Genomic DNA, 19,756 nt, shown 5'->3' on the forward strand with positions numbered 1-19,756 from the left:
TCTTGTACATGCGGATATGAAGAATGATGGCTTAGCCCTTGATCGCACCGATCGTTACGCCTTTGACAAAATACCGCTGCAGCAGCGGATACACGATCAGCATCGGAATGACCATCACCATAATCCCGGCAGCCTTGATGCCCTCCGGTGTAATATTGACTACCTCCTGCGAGTTCATGGTATTCAGCTCCTGCAGGACGGCCTGGCTCTTCACCATCTGCTGGATCAACACAGTCAGATTGATTTTCTCCGGGCTGTTCATATAGATCATGACGTTGAAGAAGGAGTTCCAGTAATACACGCCGTAAAAGAGACCGATTGTCGCCAGCACAGGCAGGGACAACGGCAGAATAATGCCCGCCAGCAGCCGCCATTCGCCGGAGCCGTCAATTCTCGCCGCTTCCACCAGCTCCTCCGGGATGTTCTCAAAGAAGGAACGCATAATCATCATATTATACGTGCTGACCAGAGCCGGCAGCCACAGGGCTGCATAGGAATCGACCAGACCGAGACTGCTGACCACGAGATAGGTCGGGATCAGTCCGCCGGTGAACAGCATGGTGAACACAATCGCCAGCGTCAGCGTGCGTCTTCCGTAGAAATCACGGCGGGACAGAGGATACGCGGCGAAAATGGTGAACAGCATACTGGCCGCCACACCGACCAGGGTAATCAGCAGGCTGTTGCCGAAGGCGCGCACCACCGGCGTTCCTTCAAAGAGCATCGTATATGAGCTTAGCGTGAAATCCACCGGCCACAGGGTGACAAAACCGGACAGCACCGCATCCTTGCCGCTGAGTGACAGAGAAGCCAGATGGAGCAGCGGCAGCAGACACAGAATGCCTGCCAGGGTCAGGAGCAGATAATTGAAGCTATAGAATACTTTTTCACCGTTTGTACTTTGCATAGTGTCCCTCCTGTTACCACAAGCCTTTATTGAAGCGCCGGGCAATGGCGTTGGAGATCAGCACCAGAGTCAGCGCGACCAGGGAATCGAACATCCCCAGAGCAGCCGTCAGGCTGAACTGTCCGCCTTGCAGTCCAATCGCGTAGATGTAGGTGCTGATGACCTCGGAGATCCCCGATACAATCGAATTCTGCAGCACGTAGACATGGTCGAAGCCCACCTCCATCACCCGTCCCATGGCCAGAATCAGCATAATGACGATGGTCGGACTGATCCCGGGTAGCGTGATATGGCGGATCTGCTTCCATTTGCCTGCTCCGTCCATACTCGCCGCCTCATAGAGACTGGGGTCGATGGAGGTCAGCGCAGCCAGATAGATAATTGCATTGAAGCCCGCATCCTTCCAGATTCCCGAGCCGAGGAAGATCGAGACCCAGGACCACTCCTTGAACAGGAAGGGAAAAGCCTGGCCGGTCAGCTTCTCAACTACCGCATTGGCTACCCCGGTCTGGGCAAAGATCGTTACTACCAGCCCGCCGACAATGACCCAGGAGAAAAAGTACGGCAGGTAGACGAGGGTCTGGACTGATTTTTTGAACCACTTGTTCCTGACTTCATTCAGCATAATCGCCAGGGCTATCGGGAACGGAAAGCTGACCAGCACGGATAATATACTGAGCACAAGCGTATTGCGGATAATCTGCACCGACTGTGCCTGGGTGAACAGATTGGTGAAATTGTCCATGCCGACCCACTGGCTGCCCCATACCCCTTCATAGAAGGTATAGTTCTTGAAGGCGATAACCAGCCCCAGCATGGGGGTGTATTTGAAAATCATATAAAATGCGATAACCGGAACGAACATGACCCACAGGGGAACATTGTTCTTGAACCGCCGGGTCTGCCAGAAGCGCTTACGGCTGCTTCCGCTCTGCCGTGAAGTGTCCAGCCGCAGCACCGCTTCACTTCTTGTATTCGCTTTCATTTTCGGTGCCTCCTTTCGCTTGCATGTTGTGCGTGATCCTGCTCGTGCGTGATTAAGTCTTGCGATGGAGCTGAAATGGCCGATTTCATGTCCTCACCATAGCCGCTTCAGCGGGTTAGGGCAATATTCAGTTTTTCTGTTAATCGGCGCGGACCCTTATACCGCCTGGGGTTACAGAATTCCGACCAGCTCCCGGGCCAGATTCTCACCCATCCGTATATGTCCCTCATCCCCCGGGTGAATCAGGTCGCAGGACAGCCCGGCCAGATCATCCAGCACCCGGCTTCCCTCGATCAGGCTCAGCTTGGGGCGGGAAAGACGCTGCACATGACTTCGCAGAATGTCGTTGAACTGAAGATCCTTCTCCGCTATTCCACTGCCGAGGAACACCGCAAAGTTGGGATACATCGTGATCACCGCTACCGGCTTCCCGGGATGTCTGCTCACCAGCTGGTCAAGCAGGTAGCCGCTCCGCTCACGGAATTCATCCGGCGACAGGTGGTCACGCATATTCACGCCCAGCTCCAGCGTCATGAATGACCAGTCCTCCTGCGCCGCAAGATAGTTGCTCATCTCCCGTTCACAATGGCAGGAGCCGCTCATGCCGAGATTGAGTACATCGGCCGCCAGCCTTCTTGCCGCGTGGGCAATATACGGCAGGCTGCTGTTCTCTCCATACGTGATGGATGAGCCGTAAGCAATCCAGCGTGTGCGGGGAATCTCCCCTTCCACCGGCGGGCGGAGCGGATGGCCGAAGGTCTCGATGCCACAGACCACACAGGCATACCGTCCGAAGCAGATCCGCCATACCTCCGGCGCGAAGCCCGCTTCCATCAGCAGCTCACGCTCCGCCATCGCCAGACGCGGCGGTTCGCTTAGCTGGAGGGTGCGTATGCTCCCGGCCTGAAGCTCATGCCTGGAGTGGAACAACCCGCCCTTGTATACCGTTACGCTGCCACCCGTCTCCGGCAAGGTCAGCGTGACACGGATATTCGGAGCCGGTGTGACGAACCTGAGCTCACAGCCGCCCGCTTCCCCGGCGATGAACCGGCCCCGCTCGTTCAGATGCTCCCTGACGCTGCGGGGAATGCGGCGGAGGTGCACGCCGTAGCCCGCTGCCGGCTCCAGCTCGGCCACGTTATGGAAGGCAATCCGGTCCAGCCCCGGCAGCCCCTTGGTGGCGGAATTGATGCTGGCAGAATGGGTGCTGGCGGGATTATACATGCTTCATCGCCTCCACCAGCAGCAGCAGGGCCATGGATTGCCCGTAGGGCATCGGGCAGACCGGAATCTCCCGGTAGTCGTCAAGCGTAGCGCCCATCCCCGTGCCGTAGGAGACGCCCTGCACCACCCCTTCTTCATCGATCTGGCCCAGCACATAATGCAGTGCCGCCATTGCAGGCTTGCGGCAATCCTCAGGCAGCAGTCCTTGCCGCACCGCCTTCAGCATCCCGTAAGCAAAAGCGGCGGTGGCCGAGGTCTCCAGATACGAGCTGCTGTCGTCCAGCAAGGTATGCCATGCGCCTTCCGGGGCTTGCAGCTCTGTCAGCTTGCGTACCTGCCGCGCAAGGGAGGACAGCAGGAAGCTGCTCACCCCTGACGGCAGCTCCACCATCTCCAGATAATCCACGAGCCCGGCGGTATACCAGGAATTGCCGCGTGCCCACAGGGCCCGGGCAAAGTGATGGCCGCCCTCGAAGGTCCAGCCGTGGAAGAACAAGCCGGTCACGGGATCGGTCAGATACTTCAGGTGGACGAGAAACTGGCGGATGCTCTCCTGGATACACGCCTCCTCCTTCAGCACGATCCCCATCCGGGCCACAAACAACACCGTCATATACAGCGTGTCGTCCCAGAGCTGCCCGGTATTCGGACTGCCGGTCACTTCATGCTGAAGACCGCCTTCCTCCGTGCGCGGCATATCATGCAGCGCATACTCCAGCCATTCCCGGCACAGCTGCATATAATCCGCGCGCCCGGTCTCCTCTGCCAGATAGCTAAGGGTAAGCATCGGACACATCGTATTAACATTTTTCGCCGGAATGCCTCCGGCAAGCTTGCTGTCGAACCAGCCCGTCAGGTAGTGTAGAATCTCCTGCTCCCCGGTTTCCCGGTAATATCTGTATAAGGCAAATAATCCAACCCCCTGGGGCCACTCCCAATTGTCCATAGAGATGATGCCGATGGGTGCGGTTTCCTGAATGGAGCCTCTCATATCCTTCATCCGCTCAATGACGCGGGCGATATGGCCTTCGAGTACTGTCCGTGATACTGCTTCCATAATGCTCCTCCTTCTACAATGTCCTGTTCTGAACCGGAAACCTGTAGCCTGAAACCTCAAACCTCAAACCTGGAGTCTGGAGCCTGTTCCCGGCTGTTTAGCCCTGTTCGCAACCCCAGTGTAGTCAAGCGCCGCATTGCCGTCCATTAACAAGAATCTTGCTAATCGCTTTCACTTCTGGCATTGTTCATAATAGAGCTGTATTCCTCAGTTGGAGGAGTACATGAGTAGAAGGAGTACATGCTCACGTTCTAATTCTGTATAAAGAAATCTGGGAGGGTAACAGGAAATGAGAATTAAGTTTGATCTTTTTCCGGGCGGAGTTTCTAAAGCGCTAACAACGAGCTGGGATGATGGAAGAACCTACGACCGGAAGCTCGTAGAGATTCTGAATCAGCATGGGCTAAAGGGGTCTTTTCATCTGAATTCGGGGTTGTTCGGCAAGGAGGGATACATCTCACAGGACGAGGTGGCCGCGCTCTATGACGGGCATGAGATTTCCGCGCATACCAGCACACATCCTTTCCTCACCATGACTCCGCGCGAGGGGATCGCCGACGAGATTCTGACGGACCGCAAGGCGCTGGAGGCGCTGGCCGGTTATCCGGTCCGGGGCATGTCCTATCCGTTCGGCAATTACGATGATCAGGTGATCGCCTTGCTTCCGGCTCTGGGTATTGAATATTCCCGCACGGTGAATTCCCACCGCAGCTTCAGCCTGCCGGACAACCTGCTGGCCTGGCATCCTACCTGCCATCACAAGGAGATGCTGGCCCTGGGCAAGAAGTTCCTGGAGGAGAAGCCCCGCTTCTCATATATGCAGCTTCTCTATGTCTGGGGACACAGCTATGAGTTCAATGACGATGACAACTGGGGAGAGCTGGAGCAGTTCGCCGCCATGATGGGCGGCCATGAGGACATCTGGTATGCCACCAATATCGAGATCGTAGACTATCTGTCCGCGCTGCAGGGACTGCGCTTCTCCGCTTCGCAGGAGATGGTTTATAATCCGTCAGCTACGGAGGTGTGGGTCTCTGTGGGGGATGAAGCCCGCCGCATCCCGGGCGGGGTGACGGTGAAGCTGGGGTAGGATTGGAGTGAGACTCGGGAGCTGAATGAGGGCTAGAGAGCTGAATAGAGAGAAAATTCGGGGGAGACTGTGGCTAAACTTGGACGGTGGCTGGGCTGAGATTGGGGCTGGGCTGAGACTTGGGGCTGTCGTTGAAACTGAGATTATAGCTGTAACTGGGGCTGTGACAATGCAGTCAAATAGTTCCAATCCCGATCAGCTCCCACCGAGCCGCCACAAGAGCCCTCAGCACAGCCCCAGCTATAACCATAACCGTGCCGTGCCCGAGTAATGTGCATTCGGCATACTTAATTGCACTCTGTACATCTAAATCGTCTGTTGTACCGCCGAATATTCGTTTAACTGTATTTCGTACAATTATATTAACGCTATAGCTGGATTCTTGCTCATTCGGGCTAATTTAGTTGTACCAACTACACTTAGAAGAGAAAAGTCTTCCTTTTCGCTGGTTTTAAATGTACAGAATACAACTACCGCTGAATGATCGCTGCGAATGAAAACTTGGAGCTCCAAGCATAGCCGCATTACGCCGCAAAATGGAGTGAGCTTCCCTAATCATATGAATTTAAAACACATTACTTAAAACACATGAGATAAATCATACGACATAAAACACACCTATAAGTTAGTTTAAAAACCCGATTCCGCGCAGCCCCAGGGCTTGGCGAAATCGGGTTGTTGTGGGTTTTCGAGTGTTTTGCGGGTATTTCGTTGGCATACGTTTGTGCAGATGGTGGAGAATAGAGCGCTGTATCAGTCGTTGCCTGGCCGATCCCGCTACTCGCGGCAGACCAGACAGTGTAGTCAGGCCAGGCCGCCGCTACTTCCAGCTACCGCCAGATACTTCCACCTACTGCCAACCTCCGGCGGCAGCATCAGGATGCTCCTGCCTCGCTATCCAGGTGAGGCAGGCCGCCCGCAGCAGCGCGTCGGTCCGCTGGGCCGCGCCGCAGAAGACCCCGCTCAGGCCGATCTCATACAGATCGGCCAGCGCGTACGCCGCCGGTGCCCCCGCGGCGAGCACTGCCGCCGCCGGCCGCACCCGGCGCACGGCGGCCAGCACCCCAGCCGCCGCCTGCGCGAAGCCCTCGGCGGCGTTCTCCCCGGGCGCGGCCTCCTCCGCCGCGCCGTCCAGCACCAGGAAATCGGCGATACGCGCGATTTCCCCTGCGGCAGCCGGCCCCACATCGGGCGCGAGCAGCGCCCCGATGCGGCAGGCTGCCGCATAAGCGTGGCCGATAGTCTGCTCGGCCACGCCCTCAATGAATTCGCGCTGCGCCGCGAATTCCTCCAGGCTGGCGGGGTACGGCGCCAGCAGGTCAATGCGGCTGTCGCCGCCCAGCCGCTGGCTGTGCAGGGCGGCGGCGAACAGCGCGCCAAGCTGCGCATCCTGCAGCGTGGCCAGCCGGTCCGGGCGGGCGGCGAGCTCCGCCGTGTAAGGCAGAGTGACTGCGGCCCATACGCCGTCCGCCGACTCCAGGAGGTCGGCAGCAGCAGCCCGCAGCCGGTGATAGATCCGCTGCAGGATACGCTCAGCCTGCACCGGCTCCTCATCCCCGCACGACATCCAGCGCGAGTAAAGCGCCGACAGTTCCGGCTCGTGCAGCCATTCCTCGCCCCGGATCAGGCAGGGCCCCGCAGGGTAGACGCCGGGCGGCTCACGGCGGACAGCCCCGTCCCCCCTGCCCTCGCGCAGCACCAGGAAGGCCTGGCGCTCCCCGGGACGGCGGATATACGTGCGGCTCGTACTCACGTTACTCTTGCGCCGGTCCCCCTCAGCAAGAAATTCCGCTGCGGCGGAGGCTACAGATGCGGACTGGCTCATCTCTGCACCAGCCGCCCGGCCACCGGGGTCAGACTGGAACGGATGCTCCTCATACTTTGGACCCTCATTCTGCTGGCGTTCAACCTTCATCCTCGCACCCACCTTTTCTCACTAGGATTACTGCCGTGCTGTTCCTCTCAGGACTGCTGTCAACACCTCACATGCTTCATTCTATAGTTACGGGCAATGATGCTGAAATATGCAAACGGTATCAAATGAATGCGGCTGCGGCACCTTATCCGAATGGGTAGTGGACACGGTGGGGCGACGAGTTGAGGGAAGTACGCGAGTTGGAGTAGGCGGGCGAGTTGAAGTCGGTGAGTAAGCTGGAGTAAGTCGGGCGAGCTGGAGTGGGTGAGTAAGCTGAAGTAAATCGGGCGAGCTGAAGTGAGTGAGTAAACTGAAGTAAGTGGAGCGAGCTCAAGTGGGTAGGAAATAACTTTCACATATTTTGTTGTCAGTCTCTAATGGCTTTGAACTGGGGTTCGGGTTCGGGTTCGGGTTCGGGTTCGAGCTAGGCTTCGAGTTCTGCTTTTGCTTGGCGCGCACAGTGATCTAATGTATTTACTACAGCAGATCTTCTCTTTAGCGGTTGTAAAAAGCGATCTGTTGCAGTTTGTACAGCAGATTTTTGCGGGAGAGGTGTTTTGGGGCCGTATGCCGGAAATCTGTTGTATGGAATACATTAGAACGGATTTTAACGCCGAAAATGGCCTAATCCATTGCAGAAAGTACAATTGCCGTGCAACTTCAGCGCGAACACATACCTCACCAACCGTTTTACTCACAAACGATTCCCCCGCTGACACTCCTCTCTCTTCCCATTACTCCCAAACCCACCTCCTGCTCCTGCTAAAAAAACAAGACCACTGCCTAATGCAGAAATACGCTGCATCAAACAGTGGTCTGTAATTCCTCTTCCTATGCTGCAAGGAACAGCGCCTAAGCCTGCTGGCTGGCAGCGATCGCCTGCTCCAGATCATAGAGGATATCATCGATGGATTCAGTACCGATGGACAAGCGCAGCAGCTCCGGTGTAACACCGGCGGTAATCTGTTCTTCGTCCGACAGCTGCTGGTGAGTGGTGCTGGCCGGGTGGATGATCAGCGACTTGGAATCGCCGACATTGGCCAGATGGGAGAACAGCTTCACGTTCTCGATCAGCTTCACCCCTGCGGCGGCCCCGCCCTTAATTCCGAAGGTCAGAATCGCGCCCTGGCCCTTAGGCAGATATTTCTGTGCCAGCTCATACGAAGGGTGACTCTGTAGTCCAGCGTAGCTGACCCACTCTACCGAATCATGCGCCTCCAGATACTGGGCAACCTTGAGTGCATTCTGGCTGTGACGCTCCAGACGCAGGTGCAGCGTTTCGAGACCCTGCAAGAGCATCCACGAGTTAAACGGTGAAATGGCCGCGCCCAGGTCACGAAGCAGTTGAACCCGCGCCTTGATGATATAAGCAATCGGACCGACCGCTTCAGTGTAGACTACCCCGTGGTAGCTCGGGTCCGGCTCGGTCAGGCCCGGGAACTTGCCGCTGGCCTTCCAGTCGAACTTGCCGCCGTCCACGATGACTCCGCCGATAGAGGTACCGTGGCCGCCAATGAATTTGGTCGCCGAGTGTACGACGATATCCGCCCCGAATTCAATCGGACGCAGCAGATACGGACTTGGGAAGGTGTTGTCTACAATCAGCGGAATCCCGTGCTCGTGGGCGATGGCTGCAACCTTTTCGATATCCAGAACGTTCCCTTGCGGATTACCAATCGTCTCAGCGTAGAGCGCCTTGGTCTTGTCCGTAATAGCTGCCCGGAAGTTCTCCGGGTTATCAGAATCCACAAAATTCACCTTAATGCCCAGCTTGGGCAGCGTCGTGGAGAACAAATTATAAGTTCCGCCGTACAGGCTTGCGGAGGAGACAATCTCATCCCCTGCCCCGGCAATATTCAGAATAGAGAAGGAAATCGCTGCTGCTCCGGAAGCGGTCGCCAGTGCCCCTGCCCCGCCCTCCAGCGCGGCAAGACGCTGCTCAAACACATCGGTGGTCGGATTCATCAGCCGGGTATAGATGTTGCCGAACTCCTTGAGCGCGAACAGATTAGCAGCATGCTCCGCATCCCGGAAACCGTAGGATGTAGTCTGATACAGCGGCACGGCACGGGCTAAAGTAGTGGGATCAATCTCCTGGCCTGCGTGGATGGCGAGGGTTTCAAAGGACAGCTTGCGCTCTTCTGACATGGGTATTTCCTCCTCTAAAATAGGTAATGTCAAATGTTAACTCTATAAGATTGTACCTATTCTCTCACAAACCATGTCATTTGAAAAGATAAAATTCTTATTAATTCACTGTGTTTTATTAAGTTTAGTAAGCCCCGGCATAGCCTCATGGCTGCTGCGCTATCCCCTTCATGAAGCTCATGAATTTCTCCGCAATTTCTTTGGGGTGGGAACGGTACAAATAATGATTGGCATCCAGCAGCTCCATGTCTGCATGTACGGAATTCTGGATCAGCTTCTCATGCTCAGGAATCCATTGATCGGTTGCCGGATGCTCTGCTTGAACAAAAAGAAGGACAGGAAGATTAGGAGGGAACGTTACCCCTCGCTGTTCAGCCCCTCTAAAGCTGGAGTACATGTTTTCTGCCTCATTTAACAGAGTGGTGTTATACATATTTCTCTGTATCAGCAGTTTCAATTGTTCTTTGGTATGTTCATCATACGGCAGTCCCTCATAAGGGTCAGCACTCAGCTTCAATTGCAGCCGGGCGAAGCCCAGATTGCGGAACCATTTAACCATGCTTGTCTCTGAAGACTCTATTTTCTTCTCGCTCAGCGAGGGTACACTGCTATCCAGTCCGACAAATGTACTTACTTCATCTGAGTATTTATTCACATAATCCAGACTGTAAATTCCTGAAATAGAATGGCCCATAAGGATATAACGGTCAATATCGAGCTGCTGCAGCGCTTCATGGATTTCACTTACGATATTCTCTGAGGTTCGTTCTTTCTTCGTTGCGTCGCTTAAGCCGTAGCCGAAAGGCTCAACCACTACAACCTTGTAATGCGGAGACAGCTCATCGATGAGCAGCTTGAAATCAAGCGCCGGTGAAGCTGTTCCGAAGCCGGGAAGCAGCACGACCGTGTCCGGGCCATCTCCTTGAATGAACACATTCATATTCTTGCCGTCTACGGATACATGCTGGCCGTAAGGCTCTATCCTTTTGGCCTCCGCATTGCTGCTGATTACATTCGTGATATACACAATCCCCACAAAAATCACAATAGCGAGCAGGATGGCTCCCAATATTTTAAGCAGAATCTTGCGCAGTTTCTTGAGCCCCGTTTGATTTCCCATTATGTTATTCGCCGATGGTCTCATGTTCATCTTCCCCTATCTTAAATGGTAGTAAGCTTGCTTCATTGACGTTAATGCAAGCTTACCGAACGAAGATGTACTCTTTATGACGACAATATGAACAGAATATGAACCGAATATGTACTATCAGGCGGACGCTACCGCTCCTACAGTTCCAAAATTCCCCTCCGCCACTTTCCCTTTCCGTATATTTTCAAGTTCAATCTATATAAGCAAAAATGCTACAGTTACCTACAAGCGAGCTTGTGTGCAACCGTAGCATAGAATGAGAGTGACGAGCCTCAGGTGTCGTAGCTGACCAGATAATGATGGAGCTCCGTATTATAGCTGCCGATGCTGTGTTCGATCAGCCTGCCTTCCCCGTCATAGGAGTTGCGCAGGCGCTTCAGCACAGGCGTCCCCGGCGGAAGCTTCAGCAGCAGGCATACCTCGGGTGGTGCTGACTCGACAAAAAACCGGTCCCTGAAGTTCTCCAGCACGATGTCGTTCTCCTCCAGCGAGTCGTACAGGGACTGGATGTCCTCCCCCAGCTCTGCCGACCCTCCGCCCGGCAGGGCTGCTGCCGTCAAGAAGTGCACCAGATGGATATAAGGCTGTCCATCCAGAATATACAGACGTTCAATCCGCTGGCAATACGGCCCGTAGCGGCTGTATTCCTCTGTCCCAGTCTCATTGGTGACCAGACTTGTGCTCAGCAGCTTCTTTTCCAGCTTATGACCTGCTTCAACCAGCAGCTCTGTGAACCGTTTGCCCTTGGAGAGCTTCTGATAGGCGGTATTGCGCATGACAATGGTTCCGACACCGCTTTTCTTCTGCACATAGCCTTCCTGGGCCAGCTCCTGGACCGCGCCGCGGACCGTCATTTTGCTGACACCGAACTCTTTCTCCAGCTGCGGCTCGGAAGGGATAATGCTGCCGAGCGGGTATACCCCGTGCAGAATCCGGTCCTTGAGGATCTTCTGGATCTGCTGGTATAAGGGGCCTTGCTTGCGTTTCAGAGACACCTTACGTTCACTACCTTTCAACATCTGAGGTATGGCCATCCAGCGCGCGGAGCACCTCGCTCTCGGTGAACAACGCTGTATCGCCCGGGATGGTATGGGCCAGCATCGCTGCGGCCGCTGCCATATCCACCGTCTGCTGCTGCGGATAATCCTGCAATTCACCATGAATAATGGCACTGGCAAAAGCATCCCCGGCACCGATCCGGTCATACACCGGAAAGGTCAACTTACGGGAGAACGCGAACGTACCTTGACGGTACAGATATCCTGTAAGGGAATGCGTATTGTCTGCGTTAATCTCACGGTGGGTGCCCGCTGCCGCTGCAATTCCGAAGCGCTCCGCCACAGCGGGAACCGCTTGCTTCAACTGTGTTATTCTATCATAATCTCCGGCACTCTGGCCAAGAATGTACAGCGCATCCTTCTCGTTCATCAGCACCAGATCCGCAAGCGTGAGCAGCTCCTCATAATGCGGACGGGCCTTGGCATAACCCTCCTCACCCCATAACGCCGGACGGTAGTTGCAGTCGAATACCACCTTGCCCCCCGCACGCTTCACCTCCGCCGCAAGCTGCTTCATCTGCCCGCGCACCCCGTCATTCATTGCCAGCGTAATGCCGCATAGATGAAGCACATCCACCCGGGAAGCCAGCGCCGCCATATCATACTGACCAGCCTCAGCGGTATTGAAGCTGCTGCCCAGCCGGTCGGTATACGTGACTCTTCCGGGACGGGCACCGAACCCGTTCTCCAGGAAGTACATCCCGAGGTGCTTGCCGCCCCGGCGGATCAGTGACGTATCTACCCCAAGCTTGCGCAGATAAGCAATCGCGGCTTCCCCTACCGGAGTCTCCGGCAAGGTCGTGATTAATGCTCCGTTATGGCCATATCTGGCCAGCGCTGCCGTTACATTTACCCCGCTGCCCGAAAAAGAGTACTCCAGCCTGCTGCTCTGGGCCAGTGTCTCCACCCCCGGAACCTGCAGCCGCATCATCACTTCGCCAAATGCAGCGATTCTAGGCATAACGGTCCACCAGTGATTTCATCGCGCTGAGCAGCGTGCGGACATCCTGGATGTTCGTGTTCCCGGTCTGCGGATCGATGATCGAGGAATAGACATGCGGGATCACCTGCGGTACACCCGCCTGAAGCGCAATCTCCAGAATGGGCGCGAAGTTGTCCAGATCGATGCCGCCCGTAGGCTCAAGGGCAAATCCCTCTTCTCCGCAGGCCTTGGCTACCGCACGATACTCTTCTTCCAGCTCCAGCCCCTTCATCGGATAATATTTGAGCGCATTGCCGCCCATGTCCCGGACCAGGGCGATGGCAGCGTGCACCGGAACGATGGCCTGCGAAGCATTCCCCGCGCTGAACGGGCCGGTGGATATATTGACATAGCCCGGCTGTCCGCAGGGAGAGACCAGGCTGTTAATCCAGCTGTCCTTGGCTCCCAGATTGGCCCGGGTCGCGCCTACAGCCGGAAACACCTGATTGATATGGCTGCCCGCATAGCTTGAAGCAATCTCTGCGACTACCGCCGCCTGGCGGTTGTCCCCGGCTCCAAGCCCGATGGATACGGCGTCCTGAATCACCTGTCCATATTCCGTCATAGCGGCGGATGCTTCCCTGGCGTTGGCGTAATTTTTGGAGAGTACGCCTACCAGAACATGCCCTTCGGCAGCCTCGTAAATATCCTTGGCATTCCTGATACTGCCGGCCAGTACATTCAGTGCCGCTCTGTTCTTATAGAATCGCTCCTGAATCTTGCTCATTATGATCTGCCCCCTATAATCTCATGAATTCTGCTGACAATAACCTGGAGATCATCTCCTTGGAGCGGCCTTGGATCAATATCGAAATACCCCTGCTTCACCCCATAGTCCCGGGTATACACCGCAATCTCGCCTTCCCGCAGGCGGTCATTGACCTCCCTTGCATCCATTCCCGCAGCAGCGGCATCAATCTGGATGCGTCCCCGGTAAATCGCCCGGCCTGCTTCATCCTGCACGGTGCGGACCGACACTCCGGGAAGACCCGCCAGCGGCTGAAGCGCCTCCAGCGCCTGCTTCTCCTGCTGGCTGTTGTCCGCCTTGTCCTGATATTCGTCCAGAGCCTGGAGCAGTCCGAAGGTCGTCTCTTTGCCGACCTTCATGCTGCGGCCGATCCCGTGCAGCTGCACCTTCAGCCAGCCGATGTATTTTTTCCCGCCGGCTACAATGCCTGAAGTAGGACCTTCCACCGCCTTTGAGCCGCTGTAGATGGCCAGATCAGAATACTGGACATATTTGCGCAGATCCTCCTCCGCAGCCGCATCGACAATCATCGGCACGCCCCTGCGCTGTGCAACCTCCCAGGCTTCCTCTACTGAGATCATATTCTTCTGGACGGCGTGATGGGATTTCACATAGAGGATCGCTGCGGTACGTTCCCCGATGGCCTGTTCAATATGCTCTGCGCGGCCTTCGTTGGCATATCCTACCTCGACCACCCGGCCGCCGCCGAGGAAGACCATCGTCTCAACAGGCGCTCCATACTGCACATTATGGCCCTTCAGCATAATGATCTCATTCTTCAGCACCGGCTCCTGGTGCAGGCGCAGACTGAGGCGGGGATCTCCGGCGGTCACAATGGCTGCCACCGACAGCGCAATGCCGCTGGAGGCCGAATTCACGACAACAGCCCCTTCCGAGCCGAGCAGACGGGCGATGTACGCTCCCGATTTGTCCACCAGATCCGCAATCTCCACGTACTGCTGCCCGCCCTGCTTCATTGCCTCCATCACCGAATCTGTTGGCGCAGATACACCAAGGATGCTCATTCTTCCACTGGCATTAATCACACGCTTCAATCCATATTTAGCTTGTAATGAGTGATCCATTGATAAAGACTCCTTTTGCTTCAATATAGTGATTCGCGGTCCGGACATCGCCCTCCGAGTCCATAAGCTGCTTCTCTCCGGCTTCCATGGAGAATAAGGTCAGATTCGCCTGCTCCCCTACCCGGATCTGCCCAAGCTCCGGCTTGCCGAGCCACGCCGCGGCGCTGCTGGTGACTGCACGGATGACCTCTTCCAGGCTGTAGCCGAGATAGAGGAACTTGGTCAGTACATCTGCCATACTGTACACCGGACCGTTCAGCCGGTTGCCCCGGTAGATGTCTGTGCTGATCGTATTCAGCGCAATCCCGGCCCGCTTGGCCTGCTCCGCCACCCGGAAGGAGAAGCTTGCTGTGCCGTGTCCTACATCCAGCCGGACGCCCCGGGCCACCGCATCCAGCAGCTCCGGCAGCGGGGTGCCGTCTGCCCCGAACAGATTATTGGCTTTGCCGTTCAGGTAGTGGGTAATTACATCGCCTGCCCGCAGCAGCTCCAGCACTTCGGAGATCGCAGGCGGAGCGGAGCCGATATGCACCATGAGCGGGAGCTTCATCTCATCCGATAAGGTACGCGCCAGCTTAAGCGGCTGTATGCCGCTGTCTTTGACGACGCTTTGGCTGATGCGGGCTTTCAGGCCGACGATGAATTCAGGATAAGCCTCTACTGCTGCAAGTGCGCAGTTTCGGTCAATCCAGTCCAGCTTGGAGAGCTCATCGGTCCGCGTAAGGCCGATTCTTGAGATATTGAGCAGCGCGAATACCCGTGTATCCGCCAGAAGACTGGCACTATAAAAAGCCCCGATCCGGTCTGCCCCGCAGCTTCCGGCATCCACCACTGTCGTCACTCCCTGCTTCACCCCGATCTCGTCGATCACATCACCATAGGGGTCAAGCTCCGGCACAGCATGTACATGCAGATCAATCCATCCGCTGGAGCCGTATAACCCGGAGCAGTCCAGCAGGGTCCTGCCTTCTGCCTGGCCCGGCGGGGTAATCGCGGTGATGATCCCATCCTGAATGGAGATATCTACCGTCCGGCCGTCCACCAGCCGCAAATTGCGCAGCACGTTCTCTGTGCCCACTTGTCCCATCTCCTTTTTTCCAAATACAGATTTACAGGGGAATTACAAAAAATGATTAATGACATGAACTCCATACATCCTTATATTTAACAAGTAGTAACGGACATGCCGTCCTCTTAGAAAAATATAAAGCTGCTTCACTCCAAAGATTATAATGTTATAATGTTTATAGTAGCACAAGTGTAATCCAGAAGAGAACTGCAATTTCTAAGTCAAGAGGTTCCATCCTAGATTTCTAGTCCGAATATCTTAACACTGGAGGTACTGCTGTATGGCTAATTCCGCACCCAAGCCATCCTTGCTGAACCGGTTCCGGCTGACCTGGAATCATTTCAAGTCAAGGCTGCTGCTGAAATACGCTTTTTCCTATATCCTCATGTTCCTGATCCCGCTCACAGGTGTTACCATCTTCGTCTATGAAAACGCCGTCAAGGGCCTGCGGGTCGAAATTGAACAGTCCAATGTCAATCAGCTCAATCAGGTGAAAAGCACCATCGACGGCCGGATGAACGAGCTTCAGGAGATCGCCGGAAGAATCGCCTATGACAAGCATCTGACTCCTTATATGGTCCGGCATCCCTATTACAGTCTGGAGGCGATTCAGGCACTGGCCAATTACAAGGCCAGCAGCAGCATCGCGGAGGATCTGTTCCTCTACTTCCACGGTGATTCCAATATCTATTCTTATCGCGGCCTGGCTGATCTTCATGTCACCTTCGATACCCTCTATCAGTTCGAGCGCTGGACCTCGGAGGAGCTGCGGCGCGACTTGAACGAGACCCGTCAGCCGCTCGTCCGTCCTGCCGAGAATGTGACCGTCAATTCCCGGATGGAGCCGATGCTCGCCATGCTTGTCCCGGTGAAGCCGAATGACCCTTTCCCTTACGGGACGGTCGTCTATCTGATGAAGGAATCCAATCTTACCGGCGTTATGGATTCGGTTCTGAGCGATTTCTCAGGCAGCAGCTATATCTTCGGCCCCTCCGGCGAGGTGCTGACCGCGAACAGCCATGGCGTCAGCTTTCCCCAGAACGAGCTTCAGACCCTATCCGCCCTTGAGCCGGGGATACACAATCTGGAGCTGGACGGGGAACAGTACTCCGTCGTGTCCGTGCAGTCGGAGGAGAATGGCTGGACCTACGTCACCACGATGCCCAGCTTCCAGTTCTTCAGCCGGGTTGCCCATGTCCAGACACTGATTCTGATTGTCTTCTGTATTACAGTCGTTACCGGCATAGCGGCCGCGCTGCTGCTGGCCAAGCGGCAGTATCACCCGATCCGCGATCTGATGGAGTTCGCCAAGCCGAGAGGCAACAGCAATGAGGCTCCGAAGCTGCGCGATGAATGGGAGTCCATCCGGCAGACGCTTCATGACTACAGTGCCCGGATTGATCTCCAGGAGCCTTTTGTCCGCAACCAGTGCATGCTGCTGCTGCTCAAGCACGGCCAGCCGGATGATCCCGAGATTGAACAGATGATCCTGAGCGCAGGCTTCCGGCATCCGCAGGGACAGGGTCTCTACTTCTCGGCCATCCTGTCCTGGGATGATACCGCTCCGGGCGGCAAGTCCTGGCAGGAACGCCATCTGCTGCAGGAGATGCTGAGCAATATCTGCCTGCCGGGCCCGGATGCGCAGATCTTCGGGATTGAATTCTCGGTCAAGGACCAGTTCGCCCTGATCATCTCCCTTCCAGGGGAGGGAGAACTGCCCGTTCAGAGCCGGATGGAGCAGGTGATTGAAGCGATTCAGGATGTGATCCGTGAACACTCGCAGCTTGCGCTGAGTATCGGTGTCGGTATGGCCTACCGTGATCTCGCCCGGCTGAACCAGTCTTTCATTGAAGCCGCCGCCGCGTTGGAGCACCGGATGATCCGGCGCAGCGGCCAGGTCACCTACTTCGAGCAGCTTGCGGAGCTGAACCCTGCCGCTGCCGAGAGCTTCTGGATTCCGCGCAAAACCATGCTGAAGCTGGAGCAGAGTCTGAAGCAGGGCAACGAATCGGTAGCGGCCCAGATGATTACCGACACCATTGACACGATCAAGGACGAGCCGCTGCAGGTTCATCTGTTGCGGTGTATCTGCTTCGATCTGCTGAACGCTTTTCTGCGCACCGCCTCCGAGCTTGGAATGGATGAGGTGTTCACCAATATGCCGGAGCTGACCTCCTTCGAGACATTAGAGGAGCTGGAGAGCCGGCTGCTCTCGCTGGCTTCCGCCATTTGCGCGCAGGTCGAGCGGAACACAGAGACCAGTGAGTCTTCCCTGATGGATGACATTCTGGAGTATGTGGACCAGCAATTCGCAGACTACACCCTCAGCCTGGAGCATGTAGCGCTGAAGTTCGCCATCTCGACCTCTTATTTAAGCCGGAGCTTCAAGGAGAAGACCGGCAGCAATTTCTCGCAATATATCTGGCAGCGGCGTGTGGACGAGGTCATCCGGCTGCTGGAGAACACCAGCGCTCCGCTCAAGGAGATCATCGAGCAGGTCGGTTACCTGGATGCGCCCAATTTCATCCGCAAGTTCAAAAAAGAAACCGGTCTGACGCCGGGGCAATACCGCAAGGAACATGCCTTGAAGGGGGCCGCTGCGAAAAGACCGGTTTGAGGCGGGGCTTCCGCCCTGTGGATAGGCTGAACCGTGGATAGGCTGAACCTGAAATTGCGATGTCCAAGCAATTATTTATCCTGTGAATAGTTAATAGCCTGAACCCCTGAAATCTGGTGAGCACCCCTATAATTCTGCAACAAATGCAACATTTCCCGTATCGGTTTGGCCCGAATCCGCGATTGTTGCAAAAAGGGCAGGATTTCACCTTTTTCAGGCCGCTTAGCAGGCAGATTGTTGAATTCTATGCAACAATCCGCCTGTACACCTGGCTACGTACGAACCGAAGCTGCAAAAAGTGCAACATTTATGTCCTCAATGCCTTATAAAGGAGTTCCCTGGCAGTTGGGAGTGAACCCCTCGCCCGTAGGGGAACTGGGACTGGTTGCTCCACTTCATTGCCTACTCCGATTTCTGAAGCTGCCGCCTACTCCGCTTCCTTCAGAATATGCTCCACCAATTCATCCAGCGGCACCGTGGCGAGCGCGATCGCTGTGTCCGTTACGCCGTAGTAGATATAGAGCAGACCGTCCTTGACCACATTGCCGGTCGGGAAGATGACATTTGGAATCTGGAAGCCGAATTTCTCGTAATACGTCTCCGGCTCCATAATGAAGTTATGGGTCCGGGCAATGATCTTCTCCGGCTGCTCCAGATCCAGCAGCATCGCCCCCACGCGGTAGACGATCTCTTCATCTACGCCGTGATAGAGCACCAGCCAGCCCTTGTCTGTACGGATTGGAGGCGTAGAGCCGCCGATCTTCCGCGATTCCCAGGACAGGTTCCCGGCGGTGGCGAGCAGCTTGGGCTCTTCCCAATTCACGAGATCCTCGGAATAGGTAATCCACATGGCGGCTTTCTCCGTTCCGTAAGCCTCGCCCACATATTCTTCGGGGCGGCGGAGCAGCACGAATTTGCCGTTTATTTTCTCAGGAAACAGGATGTTGTCCCGGTCGTTAATGTCCAGCGGCGTGGTGTCCGCGACGAACTCCCAGTCCAGCAGATTGGTTGACTTCAGAATCGAGGAGCGGGTCAGCCAGTGGCCCTCCTCTTCCCCCCAACCGTCCGGGTAGGTCGGAATGGAGCGCTCAGGGACGCCGCGCCCGGTAGGATAATAGCTCATGGCGCAAGGGCGCAGGGCGTAGTTGAGGTAGAAGGTTCCGTCAATCTTCACAATACGCGGGTCCTGCACGCTACCGTACGGGAAGCCTAGCATATCCGGGGTGACAATCGGCTCATCCTTCACATGGGTGAAGTTCACGCCGTCCTCGCTCTCCAGTAGACCCAGAAAGTTCTTGCACGGAGTCAGGGACCCGGCTGTACGCTCAATCATATAGAACTTGCCGTTATCGATGATAACCGCAGGATTGAACACGGTCACCTTGCGCCACTCATAGCCGCCCGGGACGACAATCGGATTATTGGGATGTCTTGTAATTTGCATGTCTATTCCTCCTGCGAATGATGTTCGTGGTATATAGGAAGCACTGTGGTATACAAGAAATACTTAGGATTTGAACTTGAAGCTTGATCGTCACTGCGGTGAACATTTGGACTTTCGGCCGCTGCCCGTATACAGATTTCTTGATTCAAGCCGCTGGTCGCGGTTGAAATCCGGTGACAGCTTATGCTTCCGATGCTAGCTTTCCTACGGAAAGCTTTCAGGCGGACGCTACCGCTCCTTCAGTTCCAAATTTCCCCTCCGCTTCTTTGCTTTCAGT

General features: G+C 55.6%; 15 protein-coding genes. 2 read left to right on the forward strand and 13 right to left on the reverse strand.

What is annotated here, in order from left to right; all coding sequences use genetic code 11:
- Positions 1–31 precede the first annotated feature (31 nt).
- The 4 genes from NST69_RS26665 to NST69_RS26680 form a co-directional block, all read right to left on the reverse strand.
- Positions 32–907: a carbohydrate ABC transporter permease gene (locus NST69_RS26665; protein WP_209991818.1), complete on the reverse strand. Its 876-nt coding sequence runs from the start codon at positions 905–907 to the stop codon at positions 32–34.
- A gap of 13 nt (positions 908–920) precedes the next feature.
- Positions 921–1,892, reverse strand: a complete 972-nt coding sequence (locus NST69_RS26670; RefSeq protein WP_342547552.1) for an ABC transporter permease subunit — start codon at positions 1,890–1,892, stop codon at positions 921–923.
- Between the two features lie 171 nt (positions 1,893–2,063).
- Positions 2,064–3,116: an SGNH/GDSL hydrolase family protein gene (locus tag NST69_RS26675; protein ID WP_342547553.1), complete on the reverse strand. Its 1,053-nt coding sequence runs from the start codon at positions 3,114–3,116 to the stop codon at positions 2,064–2,066.
- Positions 3,109–4,173 carry a glycoside hydrolase family 88 protein gene (locus NST69_RS26680; RefSeq protein WP_342547554.1) on the reverse strand — a complete coding sequence of 355 codons (1,065 nt, stop codon included), beginning with the start codon at positions 4,171–4,173 and terminating at the stop codon, positions 3,109–3,111. The genes NST69_RS26675 and NST69_RS26680 overlap by 8 nt, the downstream gene beginning before the upstream one ends.
- Positions 4,174–4,462: 289 nt before the next feature.
- Between NST69_RS26680 and NST69_RS26685 the strand changes: the two genes are divergently transcribed.
- Positions 4,463–5,263: a polysaccharide deacetylase family protein gene (locus tag NST69_RS26685; RefSeq protein WP_342547555.1), complete on the forward strand. Its 801-nt coding sequence runs from the start codon at positions 4,463–4,465 to the stop codon at positions 5,261–5,263.
- An 850-nt stretch (positions 5,264–6,113) separates the two neighbouring features.
- Here the strand turns inward: NST69_RS26685 and NST69_RS26690 are convergent.
- The 8 genes from NST69_RS26690 to NST69_RS26725 form a co-directional block, all read right to left on the reverse strand.
- Positions 6,114–7,178: a hypothetical protein gene (locus NST69_RS26690; RefSeq protein WP_342547556.1), complete on the reverse strand. Its 1,065-nt coding sequence runs from the start codon at positions 7,176–7,178 to the stop codon at positions 6,114–6,116.
- 852 nt (positions 7,179–8,030) lie between these two features.
- The gene (locus tag NST69_RS26695; protein WP_076084569.1) at positions 8,031–9,326 is read right to left on the reverse strand and encodes a homocysteine synthase; all 1,296 of its coding nucleotides are present in this window, start codon (positions 9,324–9,326) and stop codon (positions 8,031–8,033) included.
- A 145-nt stretch (positions 9,327–9,471) separates the two neighbouring features.
- Positions 9,472–10,446 carry an alpha/beta hydrolase gene (locus NST69_RS26700; protein WP_340980392.1) on the reverse strand — a complete coding sequence of 325 codons (975 nt, stop codon included), beginning with the start codon at positions 10,444–10,446 and terminating at the stop codon, positions 9,472–9,474.
- Positions 10,447–10,748: 302 nt separating this feature from the next.
- Entirely contained in the window at positions 10,749–11,495 is a 747-nt protein-coding gene (locus NST69_RS26705; protein ID WP_209876752.1) for a GntR family transcriptional regulator, read from the reverse strand.
- The gene (locus NST69_RS26710; protein WP_342547557.1) at positions 11,482–12,495 is read right to left on the reverse strand and encodes a sugar kinase; all 1,014 of its coding nucleotides are present in this window, start codon (positions 12,493–12,495) and stop codon (positions 11,482–11,484) included. The genes NST69_RS26705 and NST69_RS26710 overlap by 14 nt, the downstream gene beginning before the upstream one ends.
- Positions 12,488–13,243, reverse strand: a complete 756-nt coding sequence (locus tag NST69_RS26715) for a KDGP aldolase family protein (protein WP_342547558.1) — start codon at positions 13,241–13,243, stop codon at positions 12,488–12,490. The genes NST69_RS26710 and NST69_RS26715 overlap by 8 nt, the downstream gene beginning before the upstream one ends.
- Positions 13,243–14,349, reverse strand: coding sequence for a DgaE family pyridoxal phosphate-dependent ammonia lyase (locus NST69_RS26720; protein ID WP_340980395.1), 1,107 nt, complete (start codon positions 14,347–14,349; stop codon positions 13,243–13,245). The genes NST69_RS26715 and NST69_RS26720 overlap by 1 nt, the downstream gene beginning before the upstream one ends.
- Positions 14,327–15,436, reverse strand: a complete 1,110-nt coding sequence (locus tag NST69_RS26725) for an amidohydrolase/deacetylase family metallohydrolase (RefSeq protein WP_342547559.1) — start codon at positions 15,434–15,436, stop codon at positions 14,327–14,329. The genes NST69_RS26720 and NST69_RS26725 overlap by 23 nt, the downstream gene beginning before the upstream one ends.
- Positions 15,437–15,698: 262 nt before the next feature.
- On the opposite strand from NST69_RS26725, the gene NST69_RS26730 reads away from it, so the two are divergent.
- Positions 15,699–18,035: a helix-turn-helix domain-containing protein gene (locus tag NST69_RS26730; protein ID WP_339251406.1), complete on the forward strand. Its 2,337-nt coding sequence runs from the start codon at positions 15,699–15,701 to the stop codon at positions 18,033–18,035.
- Positions 18,036–18,462: 427 nt separating this feature from the next.
- Here NST69_RS26730 and NST69_RS26735 read toward each other — a convergent pair whose 3' ends face one another.
- Positions 18,463–19,479, reverse strand: a complete 1,017-nt coding sequence (locus NST69_RS26735) for a glycosidase (protein WP_339311641.1) — start codon at positions 19,477–19,479, stop codon at positions 18,463–18,465.
- Positions 19,480–19,756 lie beyond the last annotated feature (277 nt).

It is taken from the genome of Paenibacillus sp. FSL P2-0089, assembly GCF_038595095.1.
In the GTDB taxonomy this organism is placed as follows: Bacteria; Bacillota; Bacilli; order Paenibacillales; family Paenibacillaceae; genus Paenibacillus_AQ; species Paenibacillus_AQ silagei.